Below are 25,132 nucleotides of genomic sequence, written 5' to 3'. Positions count from 1 at the left end.
TTTAACGCCTCTTGTGACTCTCGCAATACTGGTAGATCTGACAGGTTTTCAGGCGCCAAAAGGAAAAAGGCCCTGACGGCCTTTTCCCTGCTATTCACATGCTGCGCTTACCAGCTGTAACGAACCCCTACGTTAGCGCCCCAAGGCTGTTCGATGCGCTGACCATTGCTGTAGTCGAAGTCGGCATGCACCTGCCACTTTTCGGTCAGTGACATGGCCACACCGACGCCCAACTCGCCGCGCGAGCCCGACAGGTCGTTATTGAACACGTTGTCGTTGACCCGTACTTCGTTGTCGTCGGCGAACTCATGCACCAGCGCCGCCCTTACATAAGGCTGCACCACACGTCCGTCACCGACATCGAAGTTGCGTCCGGCGGTGGCGCCGAGTTTGGCCAGTACCGAATGAGTGGCGTCGCCTTCGGCGCGCATGCCGTTGGACAACTCGTAATCCTTGGCGTCGAAGACCATGCCGGCCAGTTGGCCAAACGGCTCGATAAAGTAGCCATCGCTCAGCGCGATGTGCCGGCCGAATTCAAGCGAGGCGCCCACGCCGTTGTTGTCATAACGGCCTTTGACCTCTTGCCCGTCGCTCATGGCGACGTCAGCCTTGTTACGCAGGTGGTTGAATTTCAATACGCCGTCGAAGTAGTAGCCGCTCTGCTCATCGAGCCAGGTGGTGTAGGCACCGGCGTAGTAACTGTCGACCTCCCCCGTAGTGCCGCGATTCAGGTCCAGGTCGGACTGGCTGTAACCGGCCATCAGGCCCACCAGCCATTGCCCGTCACCGACCGGCAGCGGTGCATCGGCACCTAGACTCAAGCCTTTCATCGACTGGCGGTAACCAATACCGGCACTTTGTTCAACGTCAAAGCGGCTGCCATAGGCGCGCATCCAGCCACCGGCATTGCCACGGTCCATACGCAACTCGCCCATGCGCGTACGCAAGGTGGTCAACTCGCCATACCAGACGGTGGGTGCGGTATTGAACAGCGCCAGCACTGAAGCCGTGCCGGGACTGATGGTTTTGGTCGAGGTGTCCAGGAACCAGTCATTACCCTGGCGCATCAGGTCGTAGGACCAGGTGCCGAGGTCAACCGGGCCACCGAGCAGGCTGAACTGCGCGTCGCCAGCGGCAATGTGCACCATGTGCAGGCTGGTGTCGGCCAACGGATCGGCACCGCTGGCAGTCACAGCCAGTTGATGACTGCCGCTGGCAGTGCCAGTCACTTCAAGAAAGTCGCGCTGGCCATCGGCAAAGCTGGCTTCCATGGCAAAGGTGCCATTGCCTGCCAGCGTGCCCAGCGACAGGGTCTGAAACTGGCCGGGCTGGCCAAAGCGCACCGTGCCGCCGTCCATCGCCAGGCTGGCAAGTTGGTTGTCGCCGGCCATGATCCATTGCGCATTGCTGTTGACGGCAAGGCTGGCGACGTTGTGCAAATTGCCGGTCAGCGTGGCGGCATTTTGCAGGATCAGATTGGCGGTGGAGCCTTGTTCGACCGTGACATCGCCGGTCAGGCGGCTGTTGTCCACAGTCATATTGGCGGTTGCGCCGGTGGTCACTTCAAGCAGCACGCCGTTGGCGCCTTGCAAGGTAGAGCCTTTGTTGACGTAAATCTCAGCCGCAGTGGAAGGCAGACCGAAATCGCCGACCAGAATGGCCGAGCCGGTGGTGCCCTGCACGGTTGCACCGTCAAGCACCAGTTTATTGGACTGCGACAGGTTGCTGCCTGGGTTGATGAACACACCATTGCCGCCGCTGATCGAGCCACCCTGAATCGTAACCTGACCGTTGGACAAATGCAGACCACGGAAAGTACCGCTGATCTGGGTATTGATCGCGGTGAGCGATCCCGGCGAGGTCACCGAGACACCGGTCAGGCCACCAGTGATGACACTGTCTTGCACCGTAGCACTAGCGCCGAGCGGATCATTGCCTTGCCGACCCAGTGATAGCCCGGTGCTTGCTCCATTGAGGGTACTGCCAACAATACGGGCGGTGGCGCTGTAGAGCTGCACCCCGTGAGAGGTACCGTTTACGTTTGCACCATTGAGCACCAGGGCCGAACCGGTTTCGACCTGGATGCCCAACGTACTGGCACCATTGGCGGTAAGGGTAGCGCCACTGATCACCCGGTAGTCGGTTGTCGGTGTGTTGGCGTTAATAGTTTTGTTGTCACGTACAAGCTCGGCACTGGCTTGCGGTCCAATCAGCAGCAGTGGCGCAAAGGCTAAACATTTCAAAGTCAAACACAGGGGCGAATACCCGCTGGGGGGATAAGAGCTCATCCAGGGCGTCTCCAGACTATAGATCGCGGGTTCGTCGGATGACGAACCCGCTACGAACGAAAGGGGCGCCATGGTAATCAGACGCTCCTCCACTATCTGTAAGATCAATCCCTGATTCGCGTAGGAATCCTCCTATAACTAATCAGTTGTATAAACGCCCTCTGGTCGACTTCCGATAGTCGGCAGCCCTTATGGGAACTCCGGAATACTGGTCAGGTTGCAAGAACTGCCCGTGCTGGTGTCATAGATACCGACAATCTCATGTTCAAACTTCGAGTCGATTTCTTTACCGCCAATTGTCAAGGTATAAATAACTTCTGCAAAGGCCATGTGACTGGGCTCGTTATACGCCAATTCAATATGGGGATCATAAGGCGTTATAAACCACTCCATTCCATTGACATCGGCATCGACTGGAATAGTCACTGCCAATGCCTCTAGCTCGGTGGTGGCAATCGCGGTAGTACCGTCGATCTTCCTGAGCACCCAGCGCAGATCAATGGTTTGTCCCGCCACAAGATGCCCGGAAGCAGGAATGCTTACCCGGTAACCAATATCGTTAGTGCCCCGGCGCTTGCGCAGTGAGTTGCAATTGAGAATAGGCACCGGACCTCCATTGTTGACCCTGTCAGGAAAAGTGACCTTTTCAAGCACAACAGGGATGGCATCGACCAGCACAGTGATGTCTTCGGAGTTCTGGTCGTTTTCGACCAATGGATTGTTCAGCGTGTAATAAACTGGCACATCGCCGGAGGGTCCGGCAGCAATTTCGAGCCAGGTGATGTCAATAGTGACTTCATCGTCCTCAACTTCAGTAGCCAAAGTCACAGTGTCGGCTATGGCCACATCGTTCCAGTACAGCGTGATGAGATCACCGGCTGTCGGCGATTTGACGATGATGGTGGCCGTCGCAGGCTCGCCATTGTCGGCCTCTGTCAGATGGTTATCGATATTGGAGGCGCCCCTGACGACGACATCACCCAGAGCCGGATTCACCGGGTCGGGTTCATTGGGGTTCTCAGGCCCTGTGTAGCTGAAGTTGACATCGACGTTAATAGCATCTGCCGGAGTCAGAGGAAAATCGGTGGTTCCGCGCACAACCTTGTAGCTGACGGGGGTGGCCTGGGTATCGGGATCGATGGTGTATTCAGCCTTGAGATGCGCCCAACTGATCGGTACCTCGACCGGGAAGGGATTCGCGCCAGCACCCACCCGCACGCTGGAAACCTCCTTGAGCCCCCATGCGACAACAACCTCGTCGGCATGATGATGGTTGTCAAAAACGGGAATCTCGACGAAAACGCCGGTATGGGCATCTTCCAGGTCGATCAGGGTGTCACCTGCCCCCGGAGCCAGTGGCACAAACGGCGGCAACAGATTGTCAGGCAAGTCCCCCAACGCCACCTTGATCGTCTGCACGCGCGCCGGCCGGCTGCGGTTACCAGCCTTGTCGAACAGCTCGTAGGACACGTAGTGGTCGCCGGATGGCAAGGCCTCGATGATGTCGCGATCGACTTTCACTTTGCGATCGGCCGGCAGGGTTATGACAAAGTCCGGGATGATCGGTCGATCGGCAGGGGGTGGAGTGAAAGCCCAGACAACCGCTATTTTCACAAACGCTTTCTTGTCTTCGACAAAGTCCGGGATGGTCAATATGACCCCATCATCGCGATTCAATACAACGTCATTGACAGGCCCCGGATTTTCGACAGCCGGCGGATCCTGTTGGTCGTAAATGGGCGTGCGGTCAATCGTGATCGGCTGATCCGTAGAGTAACCGACATCCTCTTCAGACCAGCTCTTGGCCCCGTATCTGAAGCTGAAACGACCTTCACGACCGGTGAAATATTGTGTTGGGATCTCTCGCGCAATTGGAAACGTTTCGCTGACTGGCGTGGTGAAATCATCCGTCGATAGCCGGGTATAGTCCTGCTCTGTCTCTAGCTTCCATTCAAGAACGAGCCTTTCAGGCCAACCAGGTAACGGTGTTGTGCCCCAGTCGGGAATCAAGAGTTTGATATTGCTACCCAAGACGCTAACAGGCAGTAATCCGTCCGCGTCACCCGGAATGACATCGACGACTTCAACTGGCCTCAAGGCCTCTTGCTCGAGCCTCTGCGCCCGTTGTTTCAGGTATTCATCACGCACTTGTTTCGCTTTGAGTTTCTGCTCTTTATCCATGATCAGCGCTTCCCTGGTTGCTTGAACCGGCAGTGGATACATCGCTTGAGAAAACAGTCCTGCCGGGAAAATCGATCAACTCTGCCGTCAGGTCTTTCAGTTAACCGCAGGCACTGGCAGCGCAGTACTCTCAGATCTACTAGTTTGACAAACACCCAAACGCTGCTTGCCGCTTCGGGCATTCAGTCGGTCATGGCAATATGTGTCAGCTCTGATACATTGGCGACATTCGCTCGACACCGCATCTCGGCATGCTTGCGCACCGCTTTGCCGGCCATAGGCTGGCAGGTAGCTCGTTCATTACTTGCGGCCAGTGATGGCGGCATCCTCAGGCAGCAAACGCATATGCAAGCACTCACTGACAGCCCCGCCGACGACTCGACTGCCGAACAACGCTGGACCACACGGGCGCTGATCGTCGATGACGATGTCGCGATCCGCGAACTGCTGTGCGACTACCTGGCGCGGTTCAATATCCAGGCCCGCGGCGTTACCGATGGCGTGCAGATGCGCCAGGCGCTGGCCGAGGACACCTTCGATGTGGTGGTGCTCGACCTGATGCTGCCCGGCGAAGACGGTCTGTCGCTGTGCCGCTGGTTGCGCAGCACCTCGGACATTCCGATTCTGATGCTCACCGCCCGCTGCGAACCCACCGACCGCATCATTGGTCTGGAACTGGGCGCCGACGATTACATGGCCAAGCCATTCGAGCCGCGCGAGCTGGTGGCGCGTATTCAGACTGTGTTGCGCCGGGTGCGCGATGAGCGTAACGACCAGCGCACCACCATCCGTTTCGATGCCTGGCGCCTGAACAGCGTGCTGCGCCAGCTCATCGCCCCCGATGGCCTGGTGGTGCCGTTGTCCAACGCCGAATTTCGCCTGCTGCGGGTGTTTCTCGAACGTCCGCACCGGGTACTGAGCCGTGAACAATTGCTTGATGCCGCGCGCGGGCGCTCTATCGAGGCGTTTGATCGCAGCATCGACCTGCTGGTCTCGCGCCTGCGTCAGAAGCTCGGTGAAGACCCCAAGAACCCGCAACTGATCAAGACCGTGCGCGGTGAAGGTTATCTGTTCGATGCACGGGAGCTGGCTTGATCCGCTCTGCCGATACCCTGTTTGCCCGGCTGTTCGGTGGCGCGCTGGCCGCGATTCTGCTCGCGCACCTGCTGGCGTTTGCCTGGTTCACCCACTACGGCCCGCCGCCACCGCCCAGGCCTGAACCGCCTGCGGCGCAGCAAGGTGCCGATGCTCAGCCACAGCGACCCAAGCCACCGCTGATTGGCGGGCCGATCGTGCCGCTGGTTTTTCAATTGATTACGTTGGTGATTGCGGCCTGGTATGGCGCCAAGGCCCTGAGTCGTCCGGTGCGAAACCTGAGCGAAGCCGCCGAGCGCTTGTCGGAAAACCTCGACAGCCCGCCGCTGGCCATCACCGGCCCGCGTGAAGCGCGCAAGGCCGCGCAGACCTTCAACCTGATGCAAGAGCGCATCCGCAAGCAGTTGCAGCAACGCGGGCGCATGCTCGCGGCGGTGTCGCATGACCTGCGCACACCGCTGTCGCGCCTGAAACTGCGCATCGAACAGATTGAAGACGAGCGCCTGCACGATCAGATGAGCCAGGATCTGAACGACATGATCGGCATGATCGACGCCACCCTCAGCTACTTCAATCAGAACCGCCAGAACGAAGCCGTGCAGCAGTTCGACATTCAGGCGCTGATCGAGTCGCTGGCCGAGAATGCCCAGGAAAATGGCGACGATGTGACCTATCAAGGTATTTGCAGGCCGCTGAAGACCCAGCCGATGGCCATGCGTTCGTGCCTGCACAACCTGATCGACAATGCCCTGCGCTATGCCGGCAGCGCGCATGTCGACATCCTCGACGAACCGGACCGGGTGCGCATCGCGGTCATCGATAACGGCCCGGGCATTGCGCCGGAGTTTCACGAGACGGTATTCGAGCCCTTCTACCGGCTGGAAGGCTCGCGCAATCGCAATTCCGGCGGCGTCGGCATGGGCATGACCATTGCCCGTGAAGCGGCGTGGCGAATGGGCGGCGACCTGAAACTGAGCGAAACCCCAGGCGGCGGCCTGACCGCCCTGCTCAGCCTGCCCCGGGCGTGATTGCACAGGTGTAACACCAGCGATACACAACCCACATCCCCAGGACAAATCGCCCCCTGAGGCTGCACAAGCCGATGCACCGTCATCGGCATCCAGCCAACCCAGGGAGTTCGTCCGATGATCAGTGGAATCGGCAGTAGCAGTTATTCGAGCTATACCAGCACCAGCAGCACCTCCAGTACCCAGAGCCAGCGCTTTCAGGAAGCCTTGCTGAGCAAACTGGATACTGATGAAGACGGCAGCATCAGCAAGGAGGAACTCGGTTCGGCCTTGAACAGCGACAGCAAGGACGGCATCACGGTCAGCCTCAGCCAGGCATTCAGTAGCCTGGACAGCGACGAAGACGACAGCCTCGATGCCGAGGAACTGGCCGCCCTCACGCCACCTCCACCGCCGCCGCAACCATCGGTCAACGACCTGGCCGATGAGTTGCTGTCGTCACTGGACAGCGACGGTGACGGCAGTATCAGCAGCGATGAACTGAGCGTGGGCCTGACCGGTGCCGGTAGCAGCGCCGACAGCAGCCAGGTGTTCAGTGCGCTGGACACCAACGAAGACGGCACCGTCAGCCTTGAAGAGCTGACCGCAAGCCTGCAACCGCAGCAACCGCCTGCCGGCCCGCCGCCTGCGCAAACCGCCAGCGTCAGCGAGACCGACAGCGCCGCCCTGTTCAGCGCGCTGGACACCGACAGTGACAGCAGCATCAGTGCCAGCGAGTTGTCGGCGGCGTTGAGCCAGAGCGACAGCAACAGCGAGCAGACCAACAGCAACCAGATCGCCGCCCAGGCGTTGAGCAAGATGATTGCAGCGCTGGGCGAGCGTTATGACACCGAAGGCAGCCGCCCGGTGGGCAGGCACCTCAATACCGCCGCATGACCTGACCCGCAGGATCGGCTTCAGCAGCGAAGGGCCTTTACACCGTATCCCGCCTTTCCCGACGAGGGTCGGTCCTACGGCCTTCCTGTACCCAATCGGTCAGCAGGCTGTAAGCCACTGCCAGCAGGGTCGGGCCAATGAACAGGCCGATGAAACCAAACGCCAGCAACCCGCCGAATACGCCCAGCAGCACGATCACCAGCGGCAGGTTGCCGCCGCGGCTGATCAGGTAGGGTTTGAGTACGTTGTCGACGCCACTGATGATAAAGGTGCCCCACACGCCGAGGAATATTGCCATGCCGTACTCGCCCTGCCAGACCAGCCAGGCCGTGGCGGGAATCCACACCAGTGGCGGGCCCATGGGGATCAGGCTGAACAGGAAGGTCAGAATGCCCAGCACCAGCGCACCGGGAATGCCGGCGATCATGAAACCGATCAGCGCCAGGATGGCCTGGGCGGCAGCGGTACCGATCACGCCATTGACCACCCGTTGCACGGTGCCCGCCACCAGGTCCAGGTAATACTGGGCACGATCGCCGATCAGCCGCTCCAGCAGGCTGAGCACAAAGGCCGCCAGACGCGGACCGTCGCGGTAGAAAAAGAACGCGAAGACGATGCTCAGGGTCAGTTCAAGGATGCCGCCGCCGATCTGCGCACTGCGCGCCAGCAGCCAGTTGCCGACCTGGCCCAGGTACGGCTTGATCGCCGCCATCATCGCAGCGCCTTGTTCGTCGATGGTGTTCCAGAACGCCACCAGCCGCTCGCCGACCACCGGGATGCCGGCCAGCCAGTCGGGCGGGTCCGGCAGGCCATCGACCTGTATATCCCGAATCAGATTGGTGGCATCGCGCACGTGATCGGCCAGGTTGAAGCCCAGCCATACCAGCGGTGCCGCGACCAGCAGCAGCCAGCACAAGCACATCACCGAGGCGGCAATGGTCTCGTGGCCCTTGAACAGATGCGTCAACAGGCGCATCAGCGGCCAGCTGGCAAAGGCCAGCACCGCGCCCCACACCAGCGCCGACCAGAACGGCGCCATGACCCAGAAACAGGCACCCAGCAGCGCCAGAAGCAGAATCTGCACGAGCATACGGTCGTTATTGAACATCGTTTCACTTACCAGAAAGGTTCAGACAAGGTGCAGCATAGCGGGCGGACAAGACAGTCCGCCTGCTGCTTCTACAGATAACGGTTCAGCGAATGACCTCAATGGCCAGGCCCGGCTTGTCTGAAGTGCCAGCCTCCAGGCGCGCTGCACGTACGCCTTTGGCGACCAGCGCGTCACGCCAGGCCTCAGCCTGCGCGCCGGAAACGGTGACCCGCAGGCTGCTGTCCAGATTCAGGCCACGCGCCAGCGCCGTGACCCAAAGGTCTTGCGGCTCGCCCTTGAGTCGGGCCAAAACCAGCTTGCCGCTGGTCTTGAGCTGGCGCAGCAAAGTGGCAGAGGTCGGCAGGATGTCGCCCAGCGGCGCAGAGGCGGCCAGTTGTTCGACATGCAGATAAGCGCGGCGGTTACCGCGGGTAATGCTGTACAACGCCACCAGCGTGTCCTGTTCTGGCTCGGCCAGGCGTAACAGCAGATACGCCTGGCGCTCGTCGGCGCCGTACAACCGCGCATTGCCGAATACCTGATTGGCCCACAGGCTGCTTTCGCCACAATCGCGGGCCTGGCACCAGAACAACAACTCGGCGCCTTTGCCCTGCAAGGCTTCGCGGGCGGCGGTGAAGGCGTCGTCGGCACTGTGGCCGAGCGGCAATTGATAGGTGACCGACTGCACCGGGCCACGCGCGGCCACTTGCCCGTCGTAGCGCAGCTGGCCGCTGATCTTGCGCAACGCGCCCAGCGGGTAGATGCGCTCCTGCTCGGCCTGGGGGCGATAGTCGACGATTTCGGTGTCGAGCGGACGCGGCAGGATCTCCAGGTCACGGCTGCCGGACACATCGTCGGCCCATGCACCGGCTGGCAATGCCAGACACAACGCTAGAAGTGGAATGTTGAATGAATGCATATTGACTCCTGTCTCAAGTCGCCCAGCCTCGGCAGTTGCCCGCTGCAAGTCAAGAAATGGCGAAGAAGCGATTGAAACAGTCTGCAACAGAGGTTGCACCCGCCTCGTCATCCAGGTGCAGATGATGCCCGCCGGGCAGGTTCTGCACCTGAATCGGCAGGCCGCTCAGCAGCTCTGTGCGCGGGGCCAGAAGACCGCTTTCAGCCACGATCAACAGGCCCGGACACGCCAGCCGGCGCACGAATGCCATGGCCTGTTGCGGGGTGAAGCGTACCGCCGTCGGCACTGTAAGGCGGCTGTCGCTGCGCCAGGTGTACCCGCCGGGCACCGGCATCAAGCCACGCTGGGCGAGCAGTTCTGCCGCCTCGCGGCTGACCGCCAGGCGACCGCTCATACGCGCCAGCACCGCCCGTTGCGGGTCGCTGTACACCGGCTTTTTCTTGTCGGCCAGGGTCAGTTGCGCACGCAGCGATTCGCCCAGCCGTTCAGGCGCGGCGTCAGCCTCGTCGGTGAGCGGCACCAGACCATCGATCAGCGCCAGCCGCTCGACCCGCTCCGGCACTGCACCGGCCAGCAGTACCGAGATGATCGCCCCCAATGAATGGCCCAGCAGCGAAAAACGCTGCCAGCCCATTTGCCCGGCCACTTGCAGCACGTCGTAAACGTAATCGGCCAGCGCATAACCGACACCCGGCGGGCGGTGACCGGAATGGCCGTGGCCGGCCAGGTCCAGCGCGACGATGCGCAAGCCGCGCAAGGCCGGCGCCAGGCGAGCGAAGCTGTTGGCGTTGTCCAGCCAGCCGTGCAAGGCAATCACCGGCTCACCGTCTTGCGGGCCGAACAGGTGCGCGGCCAGTTCGATATGGCCCAGGTTCAGGCGCACTTCTTCGATCAGCGCACTCACGGATGCACCTGGGCGTCGGCCGACAGGCTCCAGCGGGTAAACAGTGTCTTGAGCATTTGAGCGGTCTCGTCGGGGTGCTCCAGGGGGAACATGTGCCCGCCTGGCAGCGACAGGTATTCACCGCGTCTCAGGCGCCTGGCCTGCAGGCCGTGGCGCGGCATGACCACGCGGCTCTGCTGGCCACGAATCATCGCCAGCGGCACGTCCAGCGGCTGTGCCGGCCTGGGGCTGAGGTGCGGGATGCTGCGGTAAATGCTGATTTCCGTGGCCGGGTCGAATCGCAGGCGCAGTTGCTCGCCGTCGGCGCGCAGGCCGTGTTGCAGGTAGGCATCGAAACACTCGGGATCAAAGCGGCGAAACAGGCTTTTACTGGCGAAATAGGCGCGCGCGGCCTCAAGGCTGTCGAACGCCTCACGCCGCCCCAATGTCCGGCCGGCCGGGGTGATGCGGTCGATAAAGCCAAAACGCTTGGCCGCGCGAATCACCCATTGGTCGGTCAGGCCCAGCACCGGCGAGTCGAGCATCACCACGCCCCGGTACAGTTCGGGGCAGCGCAAGGCAGCGTGATAGTGCAGCAACCCGCCCAGTGAATGACCCACGCCCCAGACCGGAGCCGGTTGCTCGCGCAAATGATGCAGCAGCTCATCGACCAGATTCAGCCAGTTGTCATTGACCGGAAAACGCGGGTCATGGGCATGCTGCTCAAGGTGCATGACGCCATATTCTGGCGCCAGTGCCGCGAACAGCTTGCCGTAGGTGGCCGATGGAAAGCCATTGGCGTGAGCGAAAAATACCTGTTGCGACATGTGATCAGCCCCGTGGCCCGGCGAACAGCACTGATTGTGCGCAGCGGCGAAGCCTGGGGCAATGAACGAAAGCGCCATCGGCAGCGGCACTCTGGCCAGAACCTGTGTGATGCCTGATTCAACGCGCCGGCGGTTCCTGCCCGTGCGGCACGACGGCCACGGTCAGCCGCGAGATGCAGCTCAGCTTGCCTTCGTCGTTGCTCAGGCGGATGTCCCACACATGGGTGGTGCGGCCGATGTGCACCGGACGGACCACGCCGGTAACCCGGCCGCTGCGTACGCCGCGCACATGGTTGGCGTTGACTTCCAGGCCCACGCAGAAGAATTTGCTCTGGTCGACCACCAGATAACTGGCCATCGAGCCGAGCGATTCGGCCAGCACCACCGACGCCCCGCCGTGCAACAGGCCAAACGGCTGGTGGGTGCGTTTATCCACCGCCATGCTGGCGCTCAGCGAATCTTCGGTGAATGCCTCGAAGCGGATATCCAGCACCTCACCAATGGTGTTGGCCTGGGCGGCGTTGAGCCGGTCGAGCTGGGGAGTTTCACGCCATAGCGTCATATTCAATCCTTGATCTTGTGATTGTTGTGGCATCAGACATGCCGGATTGCGCGCAACTGCAGACCGCCGGCCAGCACAAACTCACCCTCCAGTTCGGCGAGGCTGGCGGTATTCATCGGTTGGGCCTGTTGCAGGTTACCGTGGGCCAGCAGGCCGATCAGGCTGCCGACCAGCGGCTGGTGGCTGACCAGCAGGACTTCGTCCAGACCCAGCGCGTCGAGCTGGCGCAGGGCTTCGAACGGGTCGCTGTCAGGGGTCAGCCAGTCGACGGTCAACTGGGTGATGTCGGCTTGCAGAACACCCTGCACCACCGCGGCAGTCTGTTGCGCCCGTACATACGGGCTGACAAGAAGGCGTTGCAGCGGCTGGCCGTGCAGGTGCGCAGCGCTGCTGCGTACTTCCTGACGACCGGTATCGGTCAGTTCACGCGCCGCATCGCTGGCGGCGCTTGACTGGGCCTGGCCGTGGCGCAAGACCCACAGTTTCATAGCTTCGGTTCCTCGTCGCGCACCGGGTGTGCGGCCGCAGGAATGGTGTGCGGCGCCTCGCCTTCAGGCGCGCGCGGGGTTGGCCAGTCGGCGAACGGCCAAGGCTTCTGCTCGCTGTGAAAGGTACCGAAACGGCCGATCTGTGCCAGGAACTGGCTGAGGCTGTCGCCAAAGCTCATCAGGCTGGCACTCGGCGCGCCATAGAACAACCGGTAGCCCAGTTGCAGCAACACCACACCGGCCAGGACGATCTCGGCCAATTGCCAGATCACCAGAAACACCAGCATCCATAGAATGCGCAGCACAATGGACTCACTGGATTTGAATTTCGAATCGTTCACGACCTTCTCCTTGATCAGCGATGGCTTCAGTTATCAGTTGAAACCCGTGGTTGAAATGAAATCGACGTCGGTTTTGGGTTCAGCGCGCATCAGCGCCTCGATGACCTGCGCCAGGGTGCGGCCCTCGAAAAGAATTGCGTGCAGGCCCGCCACCAACGGCATGTAGACCTTGAGTTCCTGAGCGCGTGCCTTGAGTACCTTGAGGGTATTGACGCCTTCGGCCACTTCGCCCAGGCGGTCCACTGCTTCGTCCAGGCTCAGGCCCTGGCCCAGGGCGAAACCGACCTGGTAGTTACGGCTCTTGGGCGACGAGCAGGTGACGATCAGGTCGCCGACGCCGGCCAGGCCCAGAAAGGTCATCGGGTTGGCGCCCTGACTGACCGCAAAGCGGGTCATTTCTGCCAGTGCGCGGGTAATCAGCATGCTTTTGGTGTTTTCACCCATGCCCAGCGCCACGGCCATGCCGGAGACAATGGCGTAGACGTTTTTCAAGGCACCGCCCAGTTCGACACCGAAACGGTCGGCACTGGCATAAACGCGGAACGTCGAACCGTGCAGGGCCGCCTGAACGGTCTGGCACAGCGCTTCGTCTTCGCTGGCGACCACCGTGGCGGTCAGCGCATGCTCGGCAATTTCACGGGCCAGGTTGGGGCCCGACAGCACACCGATGCGCGCCTTGGGCACGATTTCTTCAAGGATCTGACTCATCAGCTTGAAGGTCTGCGCCTCGATGCCCTTGGTCAGGCTCACCAGCATCTTGCCGGTCAGGCGTTCGACGTGCTCGGCCAGCACCGAGCGCAGCGCGCTGGAGGGCAAGGCGACGAAGATCAGCTCACAGGCATCGAGGGTGGCAGCCAGGTCGGTGACGGCTTCGACACCGGGCAGTACCTTGATGCCTTTCAGGTAGCGCGGGTTTTCACGGTTGACCCGAATCGCCTCGGCTTGCTCGGGATCGCGCATCCACTGACGAACCTGATGGCCGTTTTGCGCCAACAGGTTTGCGATGGCGGTGCCGAAGCTGCCGCCACCAAGAACCGCTACAGGTTGCAGTGTGCTCATATACCCATCCATCAAGGGCCATTGATCTGGCGATAGCGCATTATACGGAGCGTGGGCGCATCGGCCAGCGTCAAACGTGGCGATGCACAACTTCAATGAAAAACCACTGAATCTTGGTTAACATGCGCCCCCACGGCATGGCCGATGCGACAATCGGCCGTTGCAGAGTGTATGCAAGGGAGACTGCCGCGAGCACAGACACATGGACGTTTCAATCGACTTTCGGGGCCCTGACCCGTTGCCTCAGAGGTGCCGGCCATGACATTGCGGCCTTGGGACATCCACATCCGCACCCAGATCATCAGCCTGGGCCCGGCCCTGCTGCTGACCGTTTTGCTGACCGCCTTCTTTACCTTCGTGCGCCTGCAGGACCTGCGCGATGAGCTCAATCACACCGGGCAACTGATTGCCAACCAGCTGGCGCCCGCTGCCGAACGGGGTGTGCTCAACGGCGATGAAGAATCGCTCAAGGCGCTGATGCGCGCCACGCTGTCGATGCCCAGCGTGCAATATGTCGAGATTCAGGACAGCAGCAACAGCCTGCTGACGTATGTCGAGCAAACCCCGGAGAAGACCCAGCCCAAGCACCAGCTGGAAATTTTCCAGGCGCCGATCAACGCTTCCCATCCGGCCGCCAGCCCTCAGGCCAGCCCGCTGTTCGCCGCCAGCAGCGAAGGTTATCTGGGCCGTGTGCTGGTCGGCATGTCCAGTGATACCTTCAGCCAGCGCCAGCAGGAAATCCTGCTCAAGGCCGGATTACTGGCGTTTGGCGCGCTGCTGTTCACCTTTCTGCTGGCCCGCGGCCTGGCTTTAAGCCTGTCGCGACCGATCAGCGAAATGGGCGAAGCGCTCAAGGCCATTCAAAAGGGCGATTACCGCACGCCTCTGCCGGTCACCGATGATGCCGACCTGGGTGCCCTGGCCCGGCATATCAACAACCTGGCCGCCAACCTCGAACAAGCCAGCTTCGAGCAGCAGCATTCGATGGCGCAATTGATCCACACCCGCGAACAGGCTGAACAGGCCAACAAGGCCAAGTCAGACTTCCTGACGATGATGAGCCATGAGTTGCGCACGCCCATGAACGGCGTTCTGGGCATGCTGCAACTGATGGAAACCACGCCCATGACGGCCGAGCAGGCTGAGTATGCAGCGCTGGCCACCGAGTCCACCGAACACCTGCTCAAGGTGATCAACGACATCCTCGATTTCTCGCGCATCGAGCGCGATGCCCTGCAGATCGAAAGCATCGCCTTCAATCTGGCCGAGCTGGTGCAGGCCTCGACGCAGGCCTTCAACCCTACTGCCCAGCTACGTGGCCTGACCCTGTCGCTGCAATTGCAGGAAGGCATGGACAGTCTGGACGTCATCGGCGACCCGACGCGCATCCGGCAGATTCTGGTCAATCTGATCGGTAACGCGCTGAAGTTCACCGAAGTCGGCGGGGTCAGGATTGAAGCGGGCTGGGTCGCCCTAGAGGACGATTGCCTGCACCTGATCTGCACGGTGCACGACAGCGGCATCGGTATTCATGCCGACCGGCTCGAATCGATGTTCGATGCCTTCCAGCAGGCCGACAGCTCCATTTCACGCCGCTATGGGGGCACCGGGCTGGGCTTGCCGATCGCCCGGACCCTGGCCGAACGCATGGGCGGCACCCTGCATGCGCACAGTGAAGAAGGCGCAGGCTCGGTATTTACCCTCAACCTGCCGCTGCAACGCGCCGTCGAGGCCCCGGCCCCCGAAGATCCGGCCCTGAGCGATATCGATCATGAAGGCAATCAGCGTTGTGTACTGCTGGTCGAGGACAATCCGGTCAACCGCACCGTGGTCCAGGCCATGCTGCACAGCATGGGCTTGAGGGTCGAGGTGGCGGTGGACGGTGTCCAGGCGGTGGACAAGGCCCGCACCGGGCACTACGCACTGATTCTGATGGACTGCCGCCTGCCGGTCATCGACGGCTATGAAGCCACTCGTCGCATTCGTCAGCTCGAGGGCCTGGAACGGCTGCCGATCATCGCCCTGACCGCCAATGCGTTACAGGGCGACCGCGATGCGTGCCTGCAAGCCGGGATGAACGATTACCTGGCCAAGCCGTTCAAACATGCACAATTGCTGCAGGTTTTGCAGCGCTGGCTGGCCTTTAAGGCACCTGCGACTGGCGATAAATGCTAAATTGCGGCAGTCTTGTCAGCCTGCCCGACCGGTAAAGCTGGCTGAGCGACGTTTTTCAGTGAACAGGTGTACATTCGTTTTGCCTGCACTGTGACTTTCATGACAACGCAACAGTCTACGACTAGGCTGCCGGACATTGTCCTGGCGAATCAGTCTGCCAGGACTGGCGCAGGGACCTTCAGGTCCATCGCCGCAAGAGAATATTTTGAGGAGCTCGCATGACCAAACAACACGCCTTTACCCGGGAAGACCTGCTGCGCTGCAGTCGAGGCGAGCTGTTCGGCCCAGGAAATGCGCAACTGCCCGCCCCTAACATGCTGATGGTCGATCGCATTACTCACATCAGTGAAGAGGGCGGCAAGTACGGCAAGGGTGAATTGGTCGCCGAGCTGGATATCAACCCTGACCTGTGGTTTTTCGCCTGTCACTTCGAAGGCGATCCGGTAATGCCGGGCTGCCTGGGTCTGGATGCCATGTGGCAGCTGGTTGGCTTTTATCTGGGCTGGCAGGGTAACCCCGGCCGCGGCCGCGCACTGGGTTCGGGCGAAGTGAAGTTCTTCGGCCAGGTGCTGCCAACCGCGAAAAAGGTCACCTACAACATCCATATCAAACGCACCATGCGCGGCAAGCTGGTTCTGGCAATCGCCGACGGCACCGTCAGCGTCGATGGTCGCGAAATCTACAGCGCCGAAGGCCTTCGCGTCGGCCTGTTCACTTCTACTGACAACTTCTAAGGGTACCCGCATGCGCCGCGTCGTTATCACGGGTCTGGGCATCGTATCGTGCTTGGGCAATGACAAAGAGACCGTCTCCGCCAACCTGCGTGCTAGCCGCCCTGGCATCCGATTCAACCCGGAATATGCCGAAATGGGTCTGCGTAGCCAGGTTTCCGGCTCCATCGACCTCAACCTCGAAGAACTGATCGACCGCAAGGTGTTTCGTTTCGTCGGCCACGCCGCAGCCTATGCCTACCTGGCAATGGCCGATGCCATCAAGGACTCGGGCCTGACCGAAGAGCAGGTGTCCAACCCGCGTACCGGCCTGATCGCAGGCTCCGGCGGCGCCTCGACCCTGAACCAGATGGAAGCGCTGGACATCCTGCGCGAAAAAGGCGTCAAGCGTGTTGGCCCGTACCGTGTCACCCGCACCATGAGCAGCACGGTGTCGGCGTGTCTGGCCACTCCGTTCAAGATCAAGGGCCTGAACTACTCCATCGCGTCTGCCTGCGCCACCAGCGCGCATTGCATCGGCACCGCGCTGGAGCAGATCCAGATGGGCAAGCAGGACATCGTATTCGCCGGCGGCGGTGAAGAGGAGCACTGGAGCCAGTCGTTCCTGTTCGACGCCATGGGCGCCTTGTCCAGCAAGCGCAACGAGACCCCGGAAAAAGCTTCCCGCGCCTACGACAACGACCGTGATGGCTTCGTCATCGCCGGCGGTGGCGGCATGGTAGTGGTCGAGGAGCTGGAACACGCTCTGGCCCGTGGCGCCAAGATCTACGCCGAAATCGTGGGCTACGGTGCGACTTCCGACGGCTACGACATGGTCGCGCCAAGCGGCGAAGGTGCCATTCGCTGCATGCAGCAGGCGCTGTCCACCGTCGACACCCCGATCGACTACCTGAACACCCACGGCACCTCGACCCCGGTCGGCGATGTCGCGGAAATCAAGGGTGTGCGTGAAGTCTTCGGCGACAAGGCTCCGGCCATCAGCTCGACCAAGAGCCTGTCGGGTCACTCGCTGGGCGCTGCCGGCGTTCACGAAGCGATCTATTGCATCCTGATGATGGAAGGCAACTTCATCGCAGGTTCCGCCAACATCGACGAACTGGACCCGGCCGTGGCCGACCTGCCGATCCTGCGCGAAACCCGTGAGAACGCCAAGATCGACACCGTCATGAGCAACAGCTTCGGCTTCGGCGGCACCAACGCGACACTGGTACTCAAGCGCTGGCAGGGCAAGTAATTCATCCTGTTGATTGCTGAACAACAAAAAGGCCAGTCTGAGACTGGCCTTTTTGTTTTCGACGTTTTTACGACGGTACCCGCAAGCGCCCCGAGCGCAGGCCGCTGACGCAGCCGAAGCGTACCTCCCGTGAAGGCGGATAGCCGTAGAACGAGGTGTAGCACTTGCTGAAGTGGCTGGGTGAGACAAACCCGCAAGCCACCCCGACCTCGACGATCGGCAGGTCCGAATGCTGCAACAGGCGCCGGCTTTCGGTGATGCGCAGTTCCAGGTAGTAGCGCACCGGCGTGGTCCCGAGCTGATCCTTGAACAGGCGCTCGATCTGCCGCTTGGAGCGGCCGACATAGGCTGACAATTGGTCCTGGTTCAACGGTTCTTCGATATTGGCGCTCATCAGGTTGATGGCTTCGCGCAGCGGCTCGCTCATTTTCTCGTGCAGCGACGGGCGTGCGCGGCGATAGCGCGATTCTTCGAAGGCGAGGATATCGACCACGGCATCTACCAGGCTGCGCCCGTGCAGGGCATTGATCCACTCCAGCACCATGGTGAACGCGCCCGTGGGACTGGCGGCGGTCAGCCGGTCGCGGTCGACCATATAGCTTTCGCTGGTCACCTGGCTCTCGCGTGCGGTCTCGGCCAGGGCGGCGCGGTGTTCGGGGTGAACGGCACATTTGTAGCCATCGAGCAGCCCGGCCTGGCCGAGAAACCACGCACCGCTCCACAACCCGGCCAGGGCAATGCCCTTTTCGGCGGCCGCCTGTAGCCATTGGGTGAGTAGCGGTGAGGCGCGCAAGGGCGTGCGCAAACCGGCGCAGACCACCAGCAGGTCAAGGTCTTGAAGATCGCGTGATTGCAGCGCCGAATCGGGGCAGATCACCAGGCCCAGGTCACTGATGACCGACTCGCCATCCAGGCTGAACGTGTGCGTCGCAAACACGCCGGCGCGGATCAGGTTGGCGGTGATCAGGGTGTCGAGCGCCTGGGTGAAGGCCGGTAATGAAAAATGCTCCAGCAGCACAAAACCGACTCGCGCCTGACGGGGCGCGCCACCCTTCTCGCCCACGTAGCGCAGGTTCTGCCCTTGCATCCCACCGCTGAACTGTCTTCTCTCGACCACACAAGGCCTCTGCATTGCTTGTTGTTTTTCATTGCAAAGCCGGACCGGTAAAGAACGGCGTTCGTGCCTGCCACTCAGGTAGCGACGGCCAGCATGATACCGCGCCGTCTGCCCCGGCATCTGCTCACCCGGCCTGAGTGGCGCTGGCACGCCAGAAAAGGTCGCGCGCAAGACGATGCCGGTGCACAAGGCGGCCTGACCCCTTGATTGCGCGAAAGCCACGGCATACCCATAGCAACAATTCCTGACAGTGATGTTATATTGTAACAACAACTATCAGGAACCCCTCCCATGTCGTCCCGCACAATCGCATCCCTGGCCGGTTTCGCCCTGAGCGTCGTTGGCGCGCCCGTCTACGCCGCCGACGCCAGCAACCCCATCGAACTGGACACCGTGACCATCACCGCCGATCACGACTACGAAACCGCCAGCAGCCCGGTGCGAGGCTATCGCGCCACCCGCTCAGCCACTGCGACCAAGACCGACAGCGCCATCAAGGACATCCCGCAATCGATCAGCGTGGTGCCGGCCTCGGTGCTCAAGGACCTGGGCACCACCCAGGTCGAGCGGGCGCTGGATTACGCCGGTGGCGTGTCCAAACAAAATAATTTTGGCGGCCTGACCCTGTACGAATACAGCATTCGCGGCTTCACCACCTCGGAGTTCTATAAAGACGGCTTCAGCGCCAACCGTGGCTACCCCGCCACGCCAGATGCCGCCAATGTCGAGCGCATCGAAGTGCTCAAGGGCCCGGCCGCCAGTCTGTACGGCCGTGGCGATCCCGGCGGTACGGTGAATATCGTCACCAAACAGCCACAGCCAGAAGCCTTTACCACCTTGCAGACCAGTGCCGGCAGTTGGGACCGCTATCGCACCGCACTGGACGTCAACACCCCGCTGGACGCCGAAGGCAAGCTGTTGTCGCGGGTCAATCTGGCCGTGGAAGACAACCACAGCTTTCGCGATCACGTCGAAAGCCATCGGGTCTTCGTCGCGCCCTCGCTGCGCTGGGAACTGGCGCCTGACACCGCTTTGCTGGTGCAGACCGAGTTCGTGCGTCACGACTCGATCTTCGACCGCGGCATCGTCGCGCCCAATAACCGCTGGAGCGGCGTATCGCGCTCGACCTTTCTCGGCGAGCCGAACGACAAGATCGATAACGACAACAACCTGATCCAGGCCGCGCTGGACCACCGGTTCAATGACACCTGGTCGCTGCGCCTGGCCAGTCATTACAAGCAAGGCGAGCTGTCAGGCTTTGCCAGCGAGTCCCGTGCGCTGAATGCCGACGGCCATACCGTCAACCGCCGCTACCGCGAGCGCGACATGAACTGGCACGACAGCATTACCCAGCTGGAACTGCGCGGGTTCTTCGACACCGCAGGCGTGCAGCATGAAGTGTTGATCGGCACCGAGTACGAGAACTACCGCAAGAACGAACGGGTCACCACGATTGCCGGCAGCCCGTACGCCATCGACATCTACAACCCGGTGTACGGTCAGGCCAGACCCAATGGCGCACGCTCCGGCACCGACTTCTTCGAGCATGTCGAAAGCCGGGCGCTGAATCTGCAGGACCAGATTGTTTTCACCGATAAACTGCGCGGCATGATCGGCGCCCGCTACGAGCACTTCGACCAGCAGATCGATAACTACGCCGGCAACAGCCGCCAGACCCAGCGCCATGATGCCTTCACCCAGCGCGCCGGCCTGCTTTATCAGCTCACCGATCAGGTGGGCCTGTTTGCCAACGCCTCGACCTCGTTCAAGCCCAACAACGGCCTGGATGCGACCGGCAAAAGCTTCGACCCCGAAGAAGGCATCGGCTATGAAGCCGGGATCAAGGCCGAGCTGCTCGACGAGCGTCTGAGCGCCACCCTGGCGGCCTTCCATATCGAGAAGGAAAACGTCTTGGCGCTGGACCCAGGCACAGACACCAGCCGTGCCATCGGCGAAGCGCGCAGCCAGGGCCTGGACTTACAGGTAACCGGCCAGCTCAGCGACGCCGTGCGGGTTATTGGCGCGTTTGCCTACATCGACGCAGAAGTCACCAAGGGCGATCGCGCCATCCCCACCGGCAGCCGCATTCTGGGCGTTGCCAAGCGCAGCGGCAGCGTGCTGGGGGTGTACGAGTTTCAGGAAGGATTGCTGCGCGGCTCGGATGTCGGTGCAGCCTTCACCTATGTCGGTGACCGCTCCGGCGAGTCGGGCACCGGCTTTGAGCTGCCGGCCTATCACACCGTCGACTTGCTGGCCCATTACAAGGCCACCGACAACGTCACCGTGGGCCTGAACCTGAACAATATCCTTGACGAGAAATACTACGAGCGCTCTTACAGCAACTACTGGGTGGCCCCGGGCGAGCCGCGCAATTTCACCGTCAGCCTGACCCTCAACCTCTGATCAACAACAATAAAGGACTCACCATGCGCATGACCCCTACCCTGCTGGCCCTGAGCGTCGTCGGCGCGACGCTGTTCACCGGCATCGCCAGCGCCCACGGCCTGTGGACCGAGCAACGGCGCGGCCATATCGAAGTGGTTTACGGACACGGTGCCGAAGACGACGCCTTCAAGGCCCAGAAAGTCAGCGGCGCCTGGGCGTATGACCTGGCCGGCAAGCAAATCCCCGTGACCGTCGAACGCCTGAGCGACCATGCGCGGCTCAAGCCCATCAAGCCGGTGGCTGTGATGTCGGTGGCGCTGGATAACGGCATGTGGACGCTGAACAAAGACAAGAAATGGATCAACGAGGGCCGCAGCAAAGTGCCCGGCGGCACCGAGTCGATCCATACGTTCAAATACAGCCTGGCCATCTACCAGCACGGCGCGAAATTGCCGGTGCTGGATAAACTGAAAATGGTCATCGTGCCGCAAGTCGATCCACTTGAAGTCGGGCCAGGTAAACCGCTGCCCGTGCAGGTGCTGATCGACGGCAAACCGGCGGCCGGCATCAAGCTGTTCGGCGACTACCGCAGCGAGCCCGATCAAGTCAGCGCCGAAACCGATGCCGAGGGTCGCGCTACGGTCGTGGTCAGCAATAGTGGCCTGAACATCATCGCCGCCCAGACCACTGTGCCGGTCAAGGACAACGCCGACATCGAAGCACGCGGGCTGTTTACCTCCCTGACATTTATCGGTGCCGAACACCACGAGTGATCCCCAGGGCGCGGCGGGGTGCAATGCCTCGCCCGCTTTCGACTCAAACTGTTACAAACCCACAGCAAGATAGTGTTGTGCCAGCCACCGTTCATCAGGATAAATGCGACACATTATCAGTAACACCCTTCTCCTGATCGACAACAAGGATCACCCATGCGCATCAACCCTTCCTTTCTGGCCTTGAGCCTGCTGGCTACTGCCCTGTTCGCCAATCAAGCCAACGCCCACGGTCTGTGGACCGAACAGCGTCGTGGCAACATTGAAGTGGTGTTCGGCGAAGGCGCCGAAGACACCGCCTACAAGCCGGAACAAGTCACCGGCGGCTGGGCCTGGGATCAGGCCGGCAAGCCGGTGCAGGTCAGCATCGAACGCCTGGCCGACCACGCCCGCCTCAAACCCGCCAGCCCCGCCGCCGCCGTGGCCGCTGAACTGGACCTGGGCATCTGGACCCGCAACCCGGAAAACAAGTGGATCAACGAAGCGCGCAGCAAGGTCACCGGCGGCGGCGAGTCGATCCAGACGCGCAAATACAGCCTGGCCATCTACGAGCACGGCGTGAAGCTGCCGGCGCTGGACAGCCTGAAACTGGTCATCGTGCCGCAGGCCGATCCGCTGGAAGTCGGCGTCGGCAAGCCGTTGCCTGTGCAGGTATTGCTCGACGGCAAACCGGCCGCCGGCATCAAGTTGCTCGGCGACTACCGCAGTGCACCGGATGAAGTCAGCGCCGAAACCGACGCCAACGGTCGCGCCACCGTGGTGGTGCGCAACGAAGGCCTCAACGTCATCGCGGCCCAGACCAGCATTCCGGTCAAGGACAACGCCGATTACACCAAGCGCGGTCTGTTCACGTCACTGACGTTTGTGGGCGCTGAGCATCACGATTGATGGCTTTCAGAAAGCGTTTTTCATGGTCCGGCGTGGGCAGCAGACACTGATCGTACCGGCCGAAAATCCGGTAACGATTGAACGCCACCCGGTCATAGCACCAGTCGCGCACCACCCGTGGAAATACCCGCAGCAGGCCCAGCAAAGGCCACGCAGCGGGTAACTGGCGGACCACTTCGAAGAACGCATTCGAACGCACCCAATAGTGCCGGTCGCGAATCACCGCCATCGTATCGAATTGATCCAGCGGCAAACCGGCCCAGGCCAGCAGCGCCTGGCCTTCGGGCGACTGCACCGTGGCCAGCCGCACGCGCCGAGGGTGATCGAAGCGAATCAGAAAGCGTGCCCAGCCGTTGCACAACTTGCACACGCCATCGAACAGCACCACGGTTTCGCCCGGCGCCAGCAGCGGCGCGGGGCCTGGGCGTACGAGTGAGGTCGGCATAAGTCGGCTCCTGATAAGGCAATGGCCAAAAGGTTATTCCACGTAGCGCAGCCACAGATAACGCCGCCCCTCGATGGCTTTGGCGAAGGTTGTAGCGCGCAAGGGGCGTTGCTCATCGGGGGTGTTGTACAAGGCGCACAGATCATCTGCCAGCGCCTGGGCGACCGATGCGTCGGCAGGCTCTGCTCGCAGAAAACCCAGATAAGACGCGCCGACGCCGATCAGTTCATAACCATGACTGTCCGCAAAATGCTGCGCCACCGCATGATTCTGTTCAGGCCCCAGGTCGGGCTCGAAATAGCCATTTGGAAAAGCGGCCAGCGCCAACGCGGCGTGCTCGACCGGCACGACGATGGCCGAAAGCGGTTGTTCAAGCAGTGAGACAGGCTCTTGCTGGTAGCGAATCCACGCTTGCAGCCCTGCCTCATCAAGGGTCAGACCAAAATCACAGGCATCCTGAAATGACACCTTCGCCACCAGTGCCTTGAAGTTGCGCACGCAGATCGGGAACTCCGCCTTGGTGGTCATGTAGCCGATGTACTCACCGTTTTCGAAGCACTCGGCCGGTAATCCGGCGATATCGAGCGGCGTCACATCGTCCAGCCCCAGATTGTTGCGCGCATGCCCGGAGGTATAACGGGCCTGATGCACATCATCGAGCGAGAGCAACAGCCTGCAACCTGGATGCTCGTCAGTCAGCTTTCGGTGAGCCGCGATCAGCTCGTCGATGTGGAGGATATCGCTCAGGCGATACGCATCACAGATGCCCTCGGCCGGGTTATCCGGCGACAGGTTGCCGCAAAACTGAATGTCCATCGACTGTCCCTTCCTCCCTTGTTGCCACTTCAATCTTTATGACCGACAGCCGCCAAAAGCCGCGTCGACACCTGCGCTTCAACACGCCCTTCATCATCCGTTTCGCTGAACACGGCGCAGGTCGCCGTCGCATCGCCGTGCAAGGCGCTGAATACGGCAATGATGCCGCCCGGCCCGACACCGGTATGCCCACTCAGCGTCAGCCCGGTGTCCGCCGCGCCAATCATCAAACCCAGGCCATAACCGGGAGACATCCAGGGCCGCCCCGGCATTGGCCCGCCCAGAACGATGGCCGCCTGCATCTGTTGCAACAGGTGTGGCGGCAGCAGTGTGCCCGCCAGCAACCGGTCGAGCACATGCGCTGCCTCAACCAGCGGTCCGACCAGCAAACCGTGATAGACCCAGCCGGGATGATAAGTGCTGGCCGCGCCGAAACTGACACCCTGCAAATCGGCTGGTGTGCGTGCAAGACGAACCTGAGACACGCCCAAAGGCAGAAAAATCCGCTGCGCCAATGCCTGCTCGAGCGCACAACCGGTGAGCCGTTCGATCACCCGGCCCACGAACAGATACCCCACATTGGAATAGCGCCAGCCGGTTCCGGGTGCATAGCGCAACCGTGAAGCGTCCAGACGCTGGAGCATTTCGTCGGCAGGCCATGGCTGCGCGCCCTCGCTGACCGCCGCATGATAATCGGCCAGCTCGCTGTAGTCCGCCAGCCCCGCCTGATGCTGGAGCAATTGACGCAGCGTGAACGGGCCTTCGACCAGTGGCTCGTCAAGCCCGATCAAGCCGTCACGCACCAGTGTCAAGGCGGCGGCCGCCAGCACGGTCTTGGTGAGGCTCCACCAGGGCACGATCAGATCGGGCTGATCGGCTGTGAGTACGCTGCCGTTCAAGAGCGTGATATGCGGCATTGTCGATCCTGTGG

Annotated in this window: 23 protein-coding genes; 9 read left to right on the top strand and 14 right to left on the bottom strand. The window is 61.4% G+C overall.

All coding sequences use genetic code 11. The features are described from left to right. Positions 1 to 107 precede the first annotated feature (107 nt). On the bottom strand, positions 108 to 2,288 hold the full coding sequence (locus ACYAS9_RS03940) for an autotransporter outer membrane beta-barrel domain-containing protein (protein ID WP_463567006.1): 2,181 nt from the start codon (positions 2,286 to 2,288) through the stop codon (positions 108 to 110). Between the two features lie 189 nt (positions 2,289 to 2,477). Continuing rightward, positions 2,478 to 4,469 (bottom strand): hypothetical protein, encoded by a 1,992-nt coding sequence (locus tag ACYAS9_RS03935; RefSeq protein ID WP_463567005.1) that lies wholly within the window; start codon positions 4,467 to 4,469, stop codon positions 2,478 to 2,480. Positions 4,470 to 4,814: 345 nt separating this feature from the next. Here ACYAS9_RS03935 and ACYAS9_RS03930 point away from each other — a divergent pair, with 345 nt between their 5' ends. The 3 genes from ACYAS9_RS03930 to xopAW all read left to right on the top strand — a co-directional run bounded on the left by ACYAS9_RS03930 (position 4,815) and on the right by xopAW (position 7,468). Beyond that, a complete protein-coding gene (locus tag ACYAS9_RS03930; protein ID WP_463567004.1) occupies positions 4,815 to 5,564 on the top strand; it encodes a response regulator in 750 nt (249 codons plus the stop codon). Further along, positions 5,561 to 6,592 carry a sensor histidine kinase gene (locus ACYAS9_RS03925; RefSeq protein ID WP_463567003.1) on the top strand — a complete coding sequence of 344 codons (1,032 nt, stop codon included), beginning with the start codon at positions 5,561 to 5,563 and terminating at the stop codon, positions 6,590 to 6,592. Before ACYAS9_RS03930 ends, ACYAS9_RS03925 begins: the two co-directional genes overlap by 4 nt. Before the next feature lie 117 nt (positions 6,593 to 6,709). Next, positions 6,710 to 7,468, top strand: a complete 759-nt coding sequence (gene xopAW / locus ACYAS9_RS03920; RefSeq protein ID WP_463567002.1) for a XopAW family type III secretion system calcium-binding effector — start codon at positions 6,710 to 6,712, stop codon at positions 7,466 to 7,468. A gap of 37 nt (positions 7,469 to 7,505) precedes the next feature. Here xopAW and ACYAS9_RS03915 read toward each other — a convergent pair whose 3' ends face one another. The 8 genes from ACYAS9_RS03915 to ACYAS9_RS03880 form a co-directional block, all read right to left on the bottom strand. Continuing rightward, complete coding sequence (locus ACYAS9_RS03915; protein WP_463567001.1) at positions 7,506 to 8,576, bottom strand: AI-2E family transporter; 1,071 nt, start codon at positions 8,574 to 8,576, stop codon at positions 7,506 to 7,508. 85 nt (positions 8,577 to 8,661) lie between these two features. Beyond that, complete coding sequence (locus ACYAS9_RS03910; RefSeq protein ID WP_463567000.1) at positions 8,662 to 9,477, bottom strand: DUF4892 domain-containing protein; 816 nt, start codon at positions 9,475 to 9,477, stop codon at positions 8,662 to 8,664. A 49-nt stretch (positions 9,478 to 9,526) separates the two neighbouring features. Next, positions 9,527 to 10,381 carry an alpha/beta hydrolase gene (locus tag ACYAS9_RS03905; RefSeq protein ID WP_463566999.1) on the bottom strand — a complete coding sequence of 285 codons (855 nt, stop codon included), beginning with the start codon at positions 10,379 to 10,381 and terminating at the stop codon, positions 9,527 to 9,529. Beyond that, a complete protein-coding gene (locus tag ACYAS9_RS03900) occupies positions 10,378 to 11,187 on the bottom strand; it encodes an alpha/beta fold hydrolase (protein WP_463566998.1) in 810 nt (269 codons plus the stop codon). The genes ACYAS9_RS03905 and ACYAS9_RS03900 overlap by 4 nt, the downstream gene beginning before the upstream one ends. A gap of 118 nt (positions 11,188 to 11,305) precedes the next feature. After that, positions 11,306 to 11,749, bottom strand: coding sequence for a hotdog fold thioesterase (locus tag ACYAS9_RS03895; protein WP_463566997.1), 444 nt, complete (start codon positions 11,747 to 11,749; stop codon positions 11,306 to 11,308). Between the two features lie 32 nt (positions 11,750 to 11,781). Then, a complete protein-coding gene (sixA, locus tag ACYAS9_RS03890; protein ID WP_463566996.1) occupies positions 11,782 to 12,237 on the bottom strand; it encodes a phosphohistidine phosphatase SixA in 456 nt (151 codons plus the stop codon). After that, positions 12,234 to 12,578 carry a DUF4389 domain-containing protein gene (locus tag ACYAS9_RS03885; RefSeq protein WP_463566995.1) on the bottom strand — a complete coding sequence of 115 codons (345 nt, stop codon included), beginning with the start codon at positions 12,576 to 12,578 and terminating at the stop codon, positions 12,234 to 12,236. Before ACYAS9_RS03885 ends, sixA begins: the two co-directional genes overlap by 4 nt. A gap of 33 nt (positions 12,579 to 12,611) precedes the next feature. Beyond that, a complete protein-coding gene (locus ACYAS9_RS03880) occupies positions 12,612 to 13,637 on the bottom strand; it encodes an NAD(P)H-dependent glycerol-3-phosphate dehydrogenase (protein ID WP_463566994.1) in 1,026 nt (341 codons plus the stop codon). 258 nt (positions 13,638 to 13,895) lie between these two features. Between ACYAS9_RS03880 and ACYAS9_RS03875 the strand changes: the two genes are divergently transcribed. From ACYAS9_RS03875 to fabB, 3 genes are all read left to right on the top strand, one after another. After that, positions 13,896 to 15,812, top strand: coding sequence for a response regulator (locus tag ACYAS9_RS03875; RefSeq protein WP_463566993.1), 1,917 nt, complete (start codon positions 13,896 to 13,898; stop codon positions 15,810 to 15,812). Positions 15,813 to 16,030: 218 nt separating this feature from the next. Continuing rightward, the gene (fabA, locus tag ACYAS9_RS03870; RefSeq protein ID WP_463566992.1) at positions 16,031 to 16,546 is read left to right on the top strand and encodes a 3-hydroxyacyl-[acyl-carrier-protein] dehydratase FabA; all 516 of its coding nucleotides are present in this window, start codon (positions 16,031 to 16,033) and stop codon (positions 16,544 to 16,546) included. A gap of 10 nt (positions 16,547 to 16,556) precedes the next feature. Continuing rightward, on the top strand, positions 16,557 to 17,777 hold the full coding sequence (gene fabB, locus ACYAS9_RS03865; protein WP_459744747.1) for a beta-ketoacyl-ACP synthase I: 1,221 nt from the start codon (positions 16,557 to 16,559) through the stop codon (positions 17,775 to 17,777). Between the two features lie 67 nt (positions 17,778 to 17,844). Here fabB and ACYAS9_RS03860 read toward each other — a convergent pair whose 3' ends face one another. Next, on the bottom strand, positions 17,845 to 18,909 hold the full coding sequence (locus tag ACYAS9_RS03860; protein ID WP_463566991.1) for a GlxA family transcriptional regulator: 1,065 nt from the start codon (positions 18,907 to 18,909) through the stop codon (positions 17,845 to 17,847). Positions 18,910 to 19,185: 276 nt separating this feature from the next. Between ACYAS9_RS03860 and ACYAS9_RS03855 the strand changes: the two genes are divergently transcribed. From ACYAS9_RS03855 to ACYAS9_RS03845, 3 genes are all read left to right on the top strand, one after another. Beyond that, the gene (locus ACYAS9_RS03855; RefSeq protein ID WP_463566990.1) at positions 19,186 to 21,297 is read left to right on the top strand and encodes a TonB-dependent siderophore receptor; all 2,112 of its coding nucleotides are present in this window, start codon (positions 19,186 to 19,188) and stop codon (positions 21,295 to 21,297) included. Between the two features lie 23 nt (positions 21,298 to 21,320). Beyond that, positions 21,321 to 22,052 (top strand): DUF4198 domain-containing protein, encoded by a 732-nt coding sequence (locus tag ACYAS9_RS03850; RefSeq protein ID WP_463566989.1) that lies wholly within the window; start codon positions 21,321 to 21,323, stop codon positions 22,050 to 22,052. A 156-nt stretch (positions 22,053 to 22,208) separates the two neighbouring features. Continuing rightward, a complete protein-coding gene (locus tag ACYAS9_RS03845; RefSeq protein ID WP_463566988.1) occupies positions 22,209 to 22,940 on the top strand; it encodes a DUF4198 domain-containing protein in 732 nt (243 codons plus the stop codon). Here the strand turns inward: ACYAS9_RS03845 and ACYAS9_RS03840 are convergent. From ACYAS9_RS03840 to ACYAS9_RS03830, 3 genes are read right to left on the bottom strand one after another with little or no spacing between them, the layout of a single operon-like run. Continuing rightward, positions 22,900 to 23,385, bottom strand: coding sequence for a thiol-disulfide oxidoreductase DCC family protein (locus ACYAS9_RS03840; protein ID WP_463566987.1), 486 nt, complete (start codon positions 23,383 to 23,385; stop codon positions 22,900 to 22,902). The two genes, ACYAS9_RS03845 and ACYAS9_RS03840, sit on opposite strands and share 41 nt — an antisense overlap. 33 nt (positions 23,386 to 23,418) lie before the next feature. Further along, complete coding sequence (locus ACYAS9_RS03835; RefSeq protein WP_463566986.1) at positions 23,419 to 24,201, bottom strand: hypothetical protein; 783 nt, start codon at positions 24,199 to 24,201, stop codon at positions 23,419 to 23,421. Between the two features lie 29 nt (positions 24,202 to 24,230). Next, positions 24,231 to 25,118, bottom strand: a complete 888-nt coding sequence (locus ACYAS9_RS03830) for a serine hydrolase domain-containing protein (RefSeq protein ID WP_463566985.1) — start codon at positions 25,116 to 25,118, stop codon at positions 24,231 to 24,233. Positions 25,119 to 25,132: the final 14 nt, after the last annotated feature.

Source organism: Pseudomonas sp. HP_08 (assembly GCF_055284095.1).
Note: the sequence above shows the minus strand (reverse complement) of the source record. Positions and strands in the feature narration are given on the sequence as shown.

Excerpts from the sequence above, each read along its gene's own strand:
- ACYAS9_RS03940 (WP_463567006.1), bottom strand. The coding sequence starts at position 2,288 with ATGAGCTCTTATCCCCCCAGCGGGTATTCGCCCCTGTGTTTGACTTTG.
- ACYAS9_RS03935 (WP_463567005.1), bottom strand. The coding sequence starts at position 4,469 with ATGGATAAAGAGCAGAAACTCAAAGCGAAACAAGTGCGTGATGAATAC.
- ACYAS9_RS03930 (WP_463567004.1), top strand. The coding sequence starts at position 4,815 with ATGCAAGCACTCACTGACAGCCCCGCCGACGACTCGACTGCCGAACAA.
- xopAW (WP_463567002.1), top strand. The coding sequence starts at position 6,710 with ATGATCAGTGGAATCGGCAGTAGCAGTTATTCGAGCTATACCAGCACC.
- ACYAS9_RS03915 (WP_463567001.1), bottom strand. The coding sequence starts at position 8,576 with ATGTTCAATAACGACCGTATGCTCGTGCAGATTCTGCTTCTGGCGCTG.
- ACYAS9_RS03910 (WP_463567000.1), bottom strand. The coding sequence starts at position 9,477 with ATGCATTCATTCAACATTCCACTTCTAGCGTTGTGTCTGGCATTGCCA.
- ACYAS9_RS03900 (WP_463566998.1), bottom strand. The coding sequence starts at position 11,187 with ATGTCGCAACAGGTATTTTTCGCTCACGCCAATGGCTTTCCATCGGCC.
- ACYAS9_RS03895 (WP_463566997.1), bottom strand. The coding sequence starts at position 11,749 with ATGACGCTATGGCGTGAAACTCCCCAGCTCGACCGGCTCAACGCCGCC.
- sixA (WP_463566996.1), bottom strand. The coding sequence starts at position 12,237 with ATGAAACTGTGGGTCTTGCGCCACGGCCAGGCCCAGTCAAGCGCCGCC.
- ACYAS9_RS03880 (WP_463566994.1), bottom strand. The coding sequence starts at position 13,637 with ATGAGCACACTGCAACCTGTAGCGGTTCTTGGTGGCGGCAGCTTCGGC.
- ACYAS9_RS03875 (WP_463566993.1), top strand. The coding sequence starts at position 13,896 with ATGACATTGCGGCCTTGGGACATCCACATCCGCACCCAGATCATCAGC.
- fabA (WP_463566992.1), top strand. The coding sequence starts at position 16,031 with ATGACCAAACAACACGCCTTTACCCGGGAAGACCTGCTGCGCTGCAGT.
- fabB (WP_459744747.1), top strand. The coding sequence starts at position 16,557 with ATGCGCCGCGTCGTTATCACGGGTCTGGGCATCGTATCGTGCTTGGGC.
- ACYAS9_RS03860 (WP_463566991.1), bottom strand. The coding sequence starts at position 18,909 with ATGCAGAGGCCTTGTGTGGTCGAGAGAAGACAGTTCAGCGGTGGGATG.
- ACYAS9_RS03855 (WP_463566990.1), top strand. The coding sequence starts at position 19,186 with ATGTCGTCCCGCACAATCGCATCCCTGGCCGGTTTCGCCCTGAGCGTC.
- ACYAS9_RS03850 (WP_463566989.1), top strand. The coding sequence starts at position 21,321 with ATGCGCATGACCCCTACCCTGCTGGCCCTGAGCGTCGTCGGCGCGACG.
- ACYAS9_RS03845 (WP_463566988.1), top strand. The coding sequence starts at position 22,209 with ATGCGCATCAACCCTTCCTTTCTGGCCTTGAGCCTGCTGGCTACTGCC.
- ACYAS9_RS03840 (WP_463566987.1), bottom strand. The coding sequence starts at position 23,385 with ATGCCGACCTCACTCGTACGCCCAGGCCCCGCGCCGCTGCTGGCGCCG.
- ACYAS9_RS03835 (WP_463566986.1), bottom strand. The coding sequence starts at position 24,201 with ATGGACATTCAGTTTTGCGGCAACCTGTCGCCGGATAACCCGGCCGAG.
- ACYAS9_RS03830 (WP_463566985.1), bottom strand. The coding sequence starts at position 25,118 with ATGCCGCATATCACGCTCTTGAACGGCAGCGTACTCACAGCCGATCAG.